Here is a 12,666-nt window from a genome sequence, read left to right on the forward strand (position 1 = left end):
TGGTAGGTTTCGCTCCGGTTAAAGAAGAGTGAAAGATGAAAAGTATACCGTTTAATAAGTTGGTGGCTCCTGAGCGTGACTACATTGCTTATGAGCTTTCACATTTCAGTTCAAGACTGATAGGCACATATCAGCCGCTCAAGAAGAATTATCGAATTGAGCTGCAATACATGGAAGCATGGGAGAGTAGACAGGGGATATCAGACGAACGAGAATTGATGTCATACCTTGAAGTTCTCAATTCAAAAATAGATGTCGAAGCACTTCAACAGAAGACCGGCGTACTTGATTATGTCGACTCATCGGATAGCAAAAAATGTTCGCTCACCCAAAACGATTTCTTACCTTTAAGTTCCAGCCTCGTAGAAGAAATTGTAGAGGGTAAAGCTAAAGGTTGTCCTGAATGCCTCGAAATTCAACTTGGGTCTAGCCAAGGGGTTAATGTCTTTTTATGTACACATTACGCTTTAGAGCTGAATATAAATGACTTATACGTTTCTCGCGCAGAATATGACGCTGCTTTTGCGTTGCTCGTTAAGCGATACAAGGAACGCGTAAAACCGATATCAAATTCTTACGTTAGATTAAAAAATCGGAAAAAACACAGTTTAGACTTATCGCCCGTGCTGTCTGCTGCTCTCACTTTCACTCTGCGGCATGGTCGTCTGCCAAGAAGAATAAACAGTAACTTAACTGACGAACCGACTTTATGGTCTCTAATGGTCGATGAATTCGGGGCTTCTAAGAACGGTAACGAAGAGGTAATTGACTTTGATGGGGCTCGCATTCGTTATGATGATGTATGGAGAGTCTATAGACAAACAGAGAGTAAGTATTTGGTGCAAGAAATTTGCAACTATATGAATTAATTGACTTTGTGGGTTTTGAGATGTTCTGAATAATCTCTACCTTAGTGCCGATGCCTGTTTTAGCCTTTTGTTTCAAAATGATTCAAAGAGGAATGAAATGGCTAACAACAATCTTCAACTTCCCCTGTTTCTTACACGAAAACAGGTAATTGCTTTAACGAGCTTAAGTCGATCGACCTTATACCGTCTGGAGAGAGACTCCTTATTTCCTAAGTCATTTAAGGTGAGTAAACGCCGCGTTGGATATATGCGCGACGAAGTGCTGATATGGCTTACTGAAAAGAGAGGGTAATATGAGATATTTCCCCGATTTTCCCCTGTTTTCCCCCTCTATAGAGCCACTTCCCAACTCTTATGCTTGTGTTTTATCAACTATAAGAAGGGGGCGCGTTTAAATGCAAAAAATGTCGTCTCCTAGTGTCGGAGAGAATCTCTACAGGCTAGAACAGGCCTACGATTCAGTATTGTCCCTAATCAATGGCGCACACCTTACACCATTATATGGTACTTATTACCGTAGTGAAGAGAGTATTGTGTATGGCAAGATGGGTTTTGCAGAGTTTAAAGAGTTTAAAGAGTTTAAAGAATTCGCCTTTAACAGAACTTTGTTTAGAAAGAAGATGAGGGGAGAGCCATCTAACCCAAAACGTGCAAACCTGAGTACGTTTAGAACGATTCCATGTAAAAGCTTCAAGTCGGCTAAAAAGTTTTACTACAAGTATGACGAAGAGTTAACGCTCACGTTTGAGGAAATGCACGAGTCAGTGGAAACAGGAAACTCGGTACTAGTCCACATCGTTATTAATTTTGACGAAAAGACAAGTGTAAAAGTTCAACAAAGTGCTGAACGCTTCAAGCAATTCAAGATCCGAATTTCGAAGCTCACAAGAATGGCGCTGGGTGATCATACACGCGGTTTTTTTGTGATAGAGAGGTGCGGTAAAGAATTTGAGATAAAAGGCGATAGTGAGCCATACAGTGCGCTTCATGCGCACATGCTTCTCGAATGTAGTGCAAATTTATCTAAGCAAGATATAAGAGGCCTTTTGAAAAAGCAATTTCGTAGTTCAATGCGAAAGATAGATACGGCTATGAGCGTTTCATTCGAATTCAAAGCAAAATGTATCGAAACTACGGGCAAAGTTAGAAAATATAAAAAGATTGACTTAGGTCTCGCAGACTATTTGGCTAAGGGTCTAAATTATCCGATTGTGGAAGGATGTGAAAACAAATCAAAGATTAGTCCGAAACTGCTGCATTATAGGGTTAGGCGAGAATGGCGATATAGGCAGTATAAGGCATTGGAAGCTGAGTTTAAGAAATTAAGCTTTCACATTGTTGACGTTCCGGTTGGGTTCGATTTTGAAGCTCATCTGATTGAGACAATCAATGCGGTAAAGCGCCCCCCAGAGTTAATAAAGCCATCTAGGGAACATCAAGCCAGATTGACCTAAAGGTGCATTCATACTAACTTGGGACATAGACCATATTACGAAAGGACTCTAAATATGTACACGGAAGTTAGATTCTATCTCGCTAACAGCCTTACTCCGGATGTTGTGACAACTGCTAAATATGTCGTTTACGGTCATGAATGTGCAGCAGGGTTATACATTGGTTATACCGTAGACCCCGCTAGGCGCTGGCAGGAGCATGTTAGGAGCGCTTCAGAGAAAACTGATAGAAACTATAACAACAACTTCAAAAGTGCGATAAGACGCTCTCCAGAGGGTTTCAAGCATTTCATTCTAGCGGTTGCCTCAACTGAAAAAGCAGCTCAGTTAAGAGAAGCCGCTGCTATTCAATTCTATAAGCCCAAGCTAAACACCCGAGAACCAAGTGCCTCATGCGAGTACAGCTATCCGTTTAGGGCTTTGAGCAGCTCCATAGTGTCCTCCTGTGTAATGAAACCAAAAAACAAGAAGACAGAGCTAAATGTGAAAAGTGACTCGGATAGGGTGACAGTGGAAGCAATAGTCTTTACAGAAGGTGACAAGAAACGTCTTAAAACATTAAAAGCAGCGCCTTTCGAAAGAGTTATGAACATATCTTGCCACAAAGCATCTCTCGATGAGTTTCCCAACGGTACAGTTGTTAAGTTGAAAGTTGCCCCCTGCTGGTGGCACAAAACGAGGAACATATTTAAAAGCTGCTCGAACTGCCTCAATCAGTCGGGTAAGGTAAACGAAGTCCTAGATATAAGTATGCACGTTGGTAGCTATGCTTTCTTAAAAAAAGCTGTCTTCTCGAACAACCCTTATACTTAGTCTATAAGGGCAGAGCAACGATGAAAAGCTCATAACGAAAGGAGTTGTTGAGAGTTGCCCAAAGGCTCTGTAGCTCTTTCAGGAGAGTGCAGAGATATTAATGGTAGGTGTGGTTTAGCTAAGCTGAGAACTCAATGCAGAGTGCAGTATGCACCGTTGTATTAGCGTAATAATATTTATCTACGCACTTATCCAATGCCTAAGTGAGTTTCTGTTCGAGAAAATCTGACAGACTACTTAGTGCTATTAGTGAGCAGTAACACATCATCACTAAAGCGACAACTATATGTGCTACGTACACGACCAGGTAGAGTATTTCTTAGAAACTATCGAGCATGGTGTTTGGAGAAAAACGAGTGTTATCATAAGCCCTGAATAAAAAATTGTTAGGCGTTAGGAGGTTAAATGGAAGAACTCAGCTGTAATTGGACACCACACCTAATAGTGGAGGTAATTAAATCAATCGTGTGGCCAGTAACTGTATTGCTTATTGGTCTGAAATTCCGAGCGGCTTTTTTTGATTCTATCGGCAATTTTTTTTCTAAAAACACTGTGTCTGAGCTATCAGCTTCGACCTCAGGGCTGTCGGCTAAGTTTGTAGCTGCGAAACAGTCGATTGGAAGCAAAAAATCTTCTGGTGCAAGTTCTGTGAGCTTACCCGAAAACATGAGCCTAGAATCAATTACAAAAAGGCACGAGCACGACAAGACGGATTTTAGCGAGGAGATGTATAAAGCTATAAAAACGCATTTGTCTGCCCTTGCTTTGTCACCGGAAGAAGAAGTAGAGTTATTAGCGAAAGAGGCGTCCCTACTTCACAGTGCAGTACGCTTCTTTGACATTAATAAGGTTCTATTTCGATCACAGTTTAACTTGTTTTGTAGCATGAAAAATAATTCAGATTATGTATCAAAAGACTATATCCAAAGTCACTTTTTAGAAGTTAAAAAGTCAGTGGAAAAAGCATATGTAGATTGGGATTGGATAAAGTACATGTCATATCCAGTCAGTGATGGTTTATTAAGTGATGAGGGGAATGGGTATAAGCTAACAACGCTTGGAAGCTCATACGTTTCTTTTATGTCCCGAAATCCTCAACTAGTTGATGAACTCTCTCAACTCTGAGGTTCTGATGCCTAGTAAGTCGCTGCGATTGTTGTTAGCGTGATTAAAAATGTCCAGAGAAGAAACCTTGAAAGCTTCTCTCGTTCAACATCAGTTAAGCTATCCATGCAAGATTCTTTTTCCGAAAGACTATCTAAAAGTGTGGCCTCCGCTTATTATTTCAACTGGTCTCAATTTGCGCAATCAGGTATCTTGACACTCGGTGTTTATCTAAATAAGGAAATTATATGCCATCAGTCCACGAACAAGCTTTATACAACGTTATAGTTGCCGCTCAGTCGCTAGGATATGACCTTGATCAACTAATGAAAACGACTAACGCCGGCATAATCGGGAACGAACCGAACTTTGTCGCTGATACAGCAGATAAACGCAAAATCATCGAAGCAGTGAATACGGCGATAATCGAAGTTAAAAGTAGCTACTAAAACATACATAGGAGGTCTCTCGATAGACCTCCTTCTTTGGCCTGCTATAGCCTAATTTTCTCAGTTGTGGTTCTTCGTCATTTAACGTTAGCTTTCTTCCTGTTCAAGAATTTATCAAAGGACACGTGTTCCCATTCAATCCCGAAGTCTATAGCATCAATATAAGCTTTTATAAACGAGCCGCTGTAACTGCCGTGGTTGTACGTTTGCGTTCTAACGCTGTCATCTCTATGCCCTGTAATATAAAAGCTCTCATCTCGCCGTAGAGGCTGTCCTTCGATAGTTGTTTTATCAAGAAGCGAAGTAAACGTGTGCCTGAACGAATGAAATGCAAGCGGGGTGTTATTATCGTTTCGCTTCGGGATGCCGGCATACTTAACAAAGGCTTCGTTGTACCATTTAGATATTGTGTTACCCAAACCCTTAGTATCGCTTAGGTTTAGGTCGTAAAAGAGTAAGCCAGACTTTCTTTTTCCTATAAACTCAAGCAAGCCAGCATCTAACACGGCATCCGCAACAGGTATGTTACGCAATGAGTCCTTAGTCTTTTTGGATTTCGAAAATTGACTTTTCTTCAGTTCAACTGATTTCCATTCATCGTTAACAGAGAACACCAATACACCATCTTCATAACAAACATCTTGAACCTCTAAAGAAGCAATCTCTGAAATTCTCATGCCTGTGTGAAGCGCAATCAATGGTGCCCAGAAATGATATGATTTAGGGGCTTCTCTATTTCTTAACGTATCGCCGTATATATAGCTCGAAAAGATCTTGGATATATGCGTCGCATCATACATTGCTCTTTTCTCTACAAACTTCGCGCCTTTTGGTTTAGCTATTTCAAGGTGCTTCGAGAAATCGAGAGAGACATAGTGCCGTTCGTGTAACCATTTGATAAACATTCGAATGTCGGAGAAGTGCTTCTCTAGGCCACCCGTTCCTAAAACAGTTTCACTGTGGCTTACAGATAAGTCTAGCCACCATTTTGCCACTGATTCTGCATCGATTGTCGTGACCTCTTTCCTCCTTTTACCAGCATTTTTTGGGAGCTTAGTCATGACATTTACATAGTGCTGTATCAATTTGCCGTCGATTTGCGCTGAAGGGGTTTCAAAATTAATAATCTCGGCAAACCGAACAAGGTTAGACAAAGCTTGCGTAGCTGTCCTACTGCCCCAACTTTTTTGTTTAAAATTAAAGTAATCGTCTACAAGCTCACCAATAGGATGGCTCTCTATGCTTGTAGGTGAGGTTGTCGTTGAGTGACTCGTCAGTGAGGTAACCAATGCTCTTTCTCTTGACTCTGAAATGCTCAGCTTGCGTTTTAGAGCCATAAGCTGCGATTCAGTTAAATCCAGAGATTCAAATGTTGCGTCTAGATAGTTGTCCAGTTTACGATAACGAACCTGTGACATTAAATTTGAGATAGAAGGGTCTTTTTCTGTCTCTACGATTCGGGCTACTAACTCTCTAATCGTTCGTTTCACTTCAAAAACGTTAGGTGCTTCAGACACGTTCAACCTTAGACTGTCGCTGTAATTACAAAGAACTCTATAAACTTCGGGCATAACCGTGTTGTAATGCTGAAGTGCAACACGTGGTTCTTTGGTTCGCAATGATATCAAAAGTTGGCGATACGTGTTTTTAGGCTTAGATTGAAGTTCAAAGCGCAAACAGTAAACGCCATGCTTGTTTCTATAGAGGTAGCGGGTTTTCATTTCGTGACACCTTATCGTGACACTACGCTAACTCTACACATATAAAAAAGGTGCAAGTTACTGTTTTATAATAACTTGCACCTCTAATTTGGTGGAGCTGGCGGGATTTGAACCCGCGTCCAGAAAATGTCTACCTTTGGTACTACATGCTTAGTTTGTCATTTATTTAACTGCTTGGAACTCCGACAAACAGGATTTCCTTGCAGCTGGCCTAATACTATTTCGCGGTTCACCCTTAGACAAGGTTCCCTCGCTATCCTACTTGGATGACCTTCCGAATCCCCGCTAGCAGGAAAAGACTAGGGTGGAAGGGCCTATACCGGTTATTAAGCGGCTAGTGCGTAAGTTTCGTCGTTTGCGACTATTTAAATGCGGCTTTTTTAAGAGGCCAACCGCTCCTCTGCATGCACCTCCGGCTTCCTAGATCCTGTCGAATCCTAATCAGCCCCGAGTGTGATTTTCAATAGTAGCACAAATGTTACGTCATTAAATGCTTTCTTTTAGAAAACGTTTTAAATTTTAAGGGTTTGGCTATAAAACAACCAAAAATAACACTTATGTTTTCAAAAGCTTACTACGCGAGCTAAGAAAACAAAGCTAAGAAAACAAAGATACCTTCATAACAGCAAGCTTATTATCGACTTAACGCAGATATGTGGCTAGTAGCATTAATTTTCAAGAGCCTGCACTAATTTAGAGCTACGAAAGCTTGAAGAAAGCTTTCTGCTTTTATTATTAGCGCCATCTGTAAAATAAGATTTTAGACAATTTTTAAGGAATAAGTACCTACATAATGATGCATTTAGCGGCAAGAACCATTAAAGTACGTCAGCATAATTAAAAGGCTTGTAGTGTAAATGTCTTCAGATTCCATATTGTATTCTCCTTATAACCTGCCGTGTGGCGTAACAGCGCGAAACCGTCTTGTTAAAGCCGCAATGGAAGAAAATATGTCGAGCATGGGAAACATTCCCGGTGAGTCTTTATATTCACTTTATCGATACTGGGCCCATGGTAATTTAGGCATGGTGATTACGGGTAACGTTATGGTTGATAAAGCAGCTATGACAGGGCCAGGTGGTGTTGCACTAGAAAAAGAAACCGATATTGCGCCGTTTCAAAAGTGGGCGAAGATCATTAAGTCGAATGGCGCATTAGCCATAATGCAAATTAATCACCCGGGTCGCCAAGTATTTAAAGCTATGCAGGGCAAAGCTATTGCGCCTTCTGCTGTGCCATTGGATATGGGTAAACACTCTAAGCTATTTGCTCAGCCCCGAGAAATGACCTGCAAAGATATTCATGATGTATGCAAGCGCTTTGTCGAAACGGCCAAGCAAGCTGAAAACGCAGGCTTTGATGGGGTTGAGATTCACGCCGCCCACGGCTATTTGCTTACACAATTTTTATCTCCGCTAACCAATCAGCGTCAAGACGAGTGGGGCGGTTCTATTATTAACCGTGCGCGGTTATTGATTAACATAGTCAGCCAGGTTAGAGCAGTCTGTGCTAAAAGCTTTATTGTTATGGTAAAGCTTAACTCTGCTGATTTTCAAAAGAACGGTTTTTCTTTTGACGATGCTTGTGAAGTAGTGAACCGCTTAGAAGCCTTAGGTGTAGATGTGGTTGAACTGTCTGGCGGTAGTTACGAAGCGCCCGCCATGCAGGGCCAAACAAGGGATGATACCACTCTTGCCAGAGAGGCATACTTTTTAGAGTTTGCACAGGCGTTGGTGAGTAAAACCGATATTCCACTAATGACCACAGGCGGTATCAAAAGGGCCGAGGTGGCAGAAGAAGTTATAGAGCAAGGCTGTGCCATGGTTGGTTTAGCCAGCGCGCTTGCCATTACGCCTGATTTAGCTAAAAAATGGCAGCAAGAATGGTCTTATTCAGGCATCATTCCACACTGTGCTTGGAAAGATAAATCGTTAGCAAGTCTTGCGAATATGGCGATGGTGCGACGACAGCTTAGGCGATTAGGAAATAATCTAACCACACTAAGAAACCCGTCACCGCTTTGGAGTCTTATTCTTGATATGCTGCATAGAAAGAAGATGACCAAACGAGATGTAGGCTAACGCCTTTACCGTTTAGGTAAGGTTTTTTTAAAAGGCTGCTTTAGTAAAAGTCAGCCAAAATCACGTTTCTTTTATTGCATCACATATGAAAACACAGCGTTAAACGCTGTGTTTCATCATTCTTTCTTTTTGGCGCTGCCAGTCTTTATCTTTCAAAGTGTCGCGCTTATCGTGAGCGTGCTTACCTTTAGCTAGGTGAATTTCTAGTTTCACCCAACACTTTTTCCAATACATTGACGTTGCAACAATTGAGTAGCCTTGGCGGTCTCGTGCACCCATTAAGCGATCTATCTCACGCTTTTTCAGCAACAATTTGCGAGCACGCTCTGGAGCAGCAATTACGTGAGTAGATGCCTGATTTAGCGGACTAATTCTACAACCTACCAAATACGCTTCGGCATTTTGGATAATGATGTACGCGTCGGTAATATTTACTTTACCGGCACGAATACTTTTAATTTCCCACCCTTGAAGCTCAAGTCCGGCTTCGAACTTGTCTTCTAGGAAATAGTCATGACGCGCCTTTTTGTTCTGCGCGATATTTCCTGAGGTGTTTTTGTTGGCTTTATTCTTTTTCATGCTGGCTATTATACTGATTGTTCAAAGGAATGTCTTTAGTTGTCATTGTTATCTTATATTGGGACATTTGGTTCAAAACCGAATACAAGCGATACAAAATTTCTGTGATACAATGCCGCTAAGAGTTTTAATTGTAGTGGGATCAATGCCAAGTATTCATAGAAGCGCGCTTGTAGCTCATAGCGCAGAAGCCATGTTTAACTTAGTCAACGATGTAGCTTCCTATCCTGAGTTTTTACCAGGCTGTACCGATAGTAAAATCCTCGACAACTCAGCGCAAAGCATGAAAGCGTCTTTGCTAGTTGCAAAAGCGGGTATCAAACAATGGTTTACAACACATAACGTACTAGAGCCAGGTAAAAGTATTCAAATGCAGCTAGTAGACGGGCCGTTTCGTTCGTTAACCGGCGGCTGGACATTTTCAGCACTCTCTGAAGAAGCGTGTAAGATAGAGCTTAACCTTGAATTTGAATTCAGCAATAAGCTAGCAGAGATGGCATTCGGGAAAGTGTTTAACAGTCTAGCTACCAGTATGGTTACAGCTTTCACTGACAGGGCGCGGAGCGTGTACGCATGAGTAATAAGCTCATCAATATTGAGGTTGCCTTCGCATTGCCTACTAAGCAAACCATCATTGATGTTGCTATTCATGAAAATGCAACAGTTGAAGAGGCGATTAATGCGTCTAACGTGCTTGAACAGTTTCCCGAAATCGACTTAAAAGCCACAAAAGTAGGTATTTGGAGTCGGGTTGTTAAACTGAGAGATACGCTTAACGATGGCGATCGCATTGAAATTTATCGCCCGCTTATTGCCGACCCTAAAGAAATTCGAAAACGTCGTGCTGAAAAAGCTAAAGAAGAAGGTAGGGCAGACAAAATTACCGGCGGAAAAGTAAACTCGCTGAAAGCGAAGTCGTAGCTCATACAGAACAAGTTACCTTTATTGCAGATACAAAAATGGCCTTCATAGTGAAGGCCATTTTTTTAGAAAAAACAGAAGCTATTAGCTTTTTTCTGAAATACTGCCTAGTTCCAAGAAAGGTGAGGCATCAATATCTTCAGCATCCATCATGCTAGCAATACGCTGAACGGTAGCTACCATTTGGCTTTGCTCCCATTCCTTTAGTTGAGAAAAACGCTCAACAAAGTGTTCTTGAAGCGGGCGAGGGGCATCAACCACGGCTTCTTTACCGCGTTCGGTTAAAAACACGCCTACTTTTCGTTTGTCTTGCGTACTTCTGATGCGCGTAGCTAAGTCGCGAGACTCTAGTCTGTCTAAAATATTAGTGATGGTTGCAGGGCTTAAGTTAATATTCTCTGCAATTTCGCGCACCATAATTCCAGGGCGTTCTTCAATATTTTGCATAACTAGTAGTTGTGGGCCTGTTAGCCCCACGTGTTTACTTAGCTGCTTGCTGCGTAGGTCTACAGCGCGAATAACGCGCCGTAGTGCTACTAATAGTTCTTCTTCTTTTCGCATGTAATTTCCAACAAATGCGCAACCAAATGGTTACTTAAGCAAATGAATAAAATGTTGGTGCTTATGATAATGATCGATCACGTCATTTATAACAGAGATTTTCGACCAACCCATAATGTCATAGTTTTGACCACCCTCACTCAGGTGAACCTCGGCGCGATAGTACGTTGCCTTTTTGTTTTCGTCCAGCGCTTGTGTGTCACTTGGACCAAATTCCGGCTGTTCTGTCGGCACTAGGTATACCGCATAGATGAATTCGGGGTCGTTACCCATATCAACGGTTAAAATTAGCGCTTCGTCCGTATCTTCAATATTGATATTGAACTGCTGAGACTTAAATTCATCACCTACCTCTGTAAGCGCCGGCATTACAACTTTATTTACATAACGACGAACCGCATTTTCATCCGGAAAAGTCACAATATTTTCTAAGCGGTCTTTCCAGTTTTTGTCTGCGTCGTTGTGCAGGGGCGTTCCAGCCATTACTTGCAGGCTTTCACGTTTATAAGACTCTATCCTTAATGCCTTCAACAGCCCTGAAATTGCTATAAGTAACACAATGGCAAAAGGCAGAGCAGCTGCAATCGTCATGGTTTGGAGTGCACCAAGTCCGCCGGCATAGAGAAGTACCGAACTTACAATGCCTACACCAACAGCCCAGTAAATGCGCTGCCAAAGCGGTGTGTCGTTTGAGCCATGAGAGCACAGCATGTCTACAACCATAGCGCCGGAATCGCAGGACGTTACAAAGAACACAATCACCATAAGTACGGCAATAAAACTAAGCACTGACGAAAATGGAAACTGTTCCAAGAACACAAATAATGCTACAGACGTGTCCTCGTTAACCATTTGGGCAAGTACGTCTTTTCCTTGTACCAGAACTTGGTCAATCGCACCGTTTCCAAATACGGTCATCCAGAACAATGTAAACGCTGAAGGGATGAGCAGAACCCCCATAACGAATTCGCGAATAGTGCGGCCGAATGAAATACGGGCTATGAAAAGGCCCACAAACGGCGCCCACGCTAACCACCAGCCCCAATAGAAGATGGTCCAGCCACCAATCCAGTCGGTTTTCTCATAGGTGTATAAATTGAAGGTGTTTCTCACAAGGTCTGACAGGTATGCCCCAGTATTTTGCATAAATGCTTGGAGTAAGAATACCGTCGGACCTAATGATAATACGATTAACAATAAGATGATTGCCAAAATCATGTTGGTCTCTGAGAGACGACGAATACCTTTGTCCAAACCAGTGGTTACTGAAATAACCGCTAGGCCCACTACACAGGCCATTATGCCAATTTGAACGCCTGTGCTAGAAGGCAAACCAAACAAATAATTGAACCCGGCATTAACTTGCGATGCGCCAAAACCAAGAGAGGTTGAGATACCAAATACAGTAGAGGTTACAGCAAATATATCTACCGCGTGACCTGGCCACCCGTATATTCGGTCGCCGATTAATGGATAAAGCGCTGAACGTAGGGTTAAGGGTAAGTTTTGTCGGTAAGCAAAGTAACCAAGTATCAGAGCTACCACCGCATAAATGCCCCAAGCGTGGATACCCCAATGGAAAAATGTGGTTTTCATGGCTTCGCGTACAGCGTCTATACTTTCTGCCTGCGCGGTGGGTGGTGCCATAAAGTGCATTAAAGGTTCAGCTACACCAAAGAACATTAGTCCAATGCCCATGCCGGCAGCAAATAGCATACTGAGCCAAGTACCAAAACTAAATTCCGGCGTGGCATGATCTGGACCTAATTTAATTTCGCCATATCGAGACATGCCCAAATACACAACGGCTAACACAATAATCGTGACAGTTAGTACGTAGAACCAGCTGCCGTTGGAGACAATCACATCTTGCAGTTTCTGGAAAATCGAATCTGCAAGTTCGGGCGTGCCGGCAGCGAAGATAAGTAAACAGATGATTAACGCAGAAGACGTTATAAACACCGGTTTATTGAGTGGAGATTTCTTTTCGTTCTCAATCACGCAGTAATTTCCTTTCACCTTTTATTTCAACTTAGGTTATTACGGCGAAATATACAGCATAGAGCACTTTTAATAAATATCAGATGAAATAATTCGATCTATATGTATTTTTA

General features: G+C 42.0%; 13 protein-coding genes and 1 other RNA gene. 9 read left to right on the forward strand and 5 right to left on the reverse strand.

From position 1 onward, the window contains the following. Positions 1-35: 35 nt before the first annotated feature. The 6 genes from V7R55_RS06280 (at position 36) to V7R55_RS06300 (ending at position 4,689) form a co-directional block, all read left to right on the forward strand. Positions 36-869, forward strand: coding sequence for a hypothetical protein (locus V7R55_RS06280; RefSeq protein WP_334058310.1), 834 nt, complete (start codon positions 36-38; stop codon positions 867-869). A gap of 97 nt (positions 870-966) precedes the next feature. Next, a complete protein-coding gene (locus V7R55_RS19515) occupies positions 967-1,161 on the forward strand; it encodes a helix-turn-helix transcriptional regulator (RefSeq protein ID WP_438823579.1) in 195 nt (64 codons plus the stop codon). A gap of 103 nt (positions 1,162-1,264) precedes the next feature. Next, the gene (locus V7R55_RS06285) at positions 1,265-2,323 is read left to right on the forward strand and encodes a hypothetical protein (protein ID WP_334058312.1); all 1,059 of its coding nucleotides are present in this window, start codon (positions 1,265-1,267) and stop codon (positions 2,321-2,323) included. 54 nt (positions 2,324-2,377) lie between these two features. After that, a complete protein-coding gene (locus V7R55_RS06290) occupies positions 2,378-3,136 on the forward strand; it encodes a GIY-YIG nuclease family protein (protein WP_334058313.1) in 759 nt (252 codons plus the stop codon). Positions 3,137-3,541: 405 nt separating this feature from the next. Then, on the forward strand, positions 3,542-4,261 hold the full coding sequence (locus tag V7R55_RS06295; protein ID WP_334058315.1) for a hypothetical protein: 720 nt from the start codon (positions 3,542-3,544) through the stop codon (positions 4,259-4,261). A gap of 227 nt (positions 4,262-4,488) precedes the next feature. Beyond that, positions 4,489-4,689 carry a hypothetical protein gene (locus V7R55_RS06300; RefSeq protein ID WP_334058317.1) on the forward strand — a complete coding sequence of 67 codons (201 nt, stop codon included), beginning with the start codon at positions 4,489-4,491 and terminating at the stop codon, positions 4,687-4,689. A gap of 77 nt (positions 4,690-4,766) precedes the next feature. Here the strand turns inward: V7R55_RS06300 and V7R55_RS06305 are convergent, their stop codons facing one another. Then, positions 4,767-6,410, reverse strand: coding sequence for a tyrosine-type recombinase/integrase (locus V7R55_RS06305; RefSeq protein WP_334058319.1), 1,644 nt, complete (start codon positions 6,408-6,410; stop codon positions 4,767-4,769). An 89-nt stretch (positions 6,411-6,499) separates the two neighbouring features. Continuing rightward, positions 6,500-6,859, reverse strand: a transfer-messenger RNA (tmRNA) gene (gene ssrA / locus V7R55_RS06310). Positions 6,860-7,267: 408 nt separating this feature from the next. On the opposite strand from ssrA, the gene V7R55_RS06315 reads away from it, so the two are divergent. Then, positions 7,268-8,491, forward strand: coding sequence for an NADH:flavin oxidoreductase/NADH oxidase family protein (locus V7R55_RS06315; protein WP_334058321.1), 1,224 nt, complete (start codon positions 7,268-7,270; stop codon positions 8,489-8,491). A 99-nt stretch (positions 8,492-8,590) separates the two neighbouring features. On the opposite strand, the gene smpB is transcribed toward V7R55_RS06315, so the two are convergent. Beyond that, the gene (gene smpB / locus V7R55_RS06320; RefSeq protein ID WP_179983283.1) at positions 8,591-9,070 is read right to left on the reverse strand and encodes an SsrA-binding protein SmpB; all 480 of its coding nucleotides are present in this window, start codon (positions 9,068-9,070) and stop codon (positions 8,591-8,593) included. A gap of 145 nt (positions 9,071-9,215) precedes the next feature. Here smpB and V7R55_RS06325 point away from each other — a divergent pair, with 145 nt between their 5' ends. Both V7R55_RS06325 and V7R55_RS06330 read left to right on the forward strand, forming a co-directional pair. Beyond that, a complete protein-coding gene (locus tag V7R55_RS06325) occupies positions 9,216-9,647 on the forward strand; it encodes a type II toxin-antitoxin system RatA family toxin (protein ID WP_334058323.1) in 432 nt (143 codons plus the stop codon). After that, positions 9,644-9,991, forward strand: a complete 348-nt coding sequence (locus tag V7R55_RS06330; RefSeq protein ID WP_334058324.1) for an RnfH family protein — start codon at positions 9,644-9,646, stop codon at positions 9,989-9,991. Before V7R55_RS06325 ends, V7R55_RS06330 begins: the two co-directional genes overlap by 4 nt. Positions 9,992-10,075: 84 nt before the next feature. Here the strand turns inward: V7R55_RS06330 and V7R55_RS06335 are convergent, their stop codons facing one another. Then, the gene (locus V7R55_RS06335; protein WP_012518305.1) at positions 10,076-10,552 is read right to left on the reverse strand and encodes a MarR family winged helix-turn-helix transcriptional regulator; all 477 of its coding nucleotides are present in this window, start codon (positions 10,550-10,552) and stop codon (positions 10,076-10,078) included. 30 nt (positions 10,553-10,582) lie between these two features. Further along, positions 10,583-12,553 carry a BCCT family transporter gene (locus V7R55_RS06340; RefSeq protein ID WP_334058325.1) on the reverse strand — a complete coding sequence of 657 codons (1,971 nt, stop codon included), beginning with the start codon at positions 12,551-12,553 and terminating at the stop codon, positions 10,583-10,585. Positions 12,554-12,666: the final 113 nt, after the last annotated feature.

This window comes from Alteromonas sp. S005 (genome assembly GCF_036864475.1).
Lineage (GTDB): Bacteria > Pseudomonadota > Gammaproteobacteria > Enterobacterales > Alteromonadaceae > Alteromonas.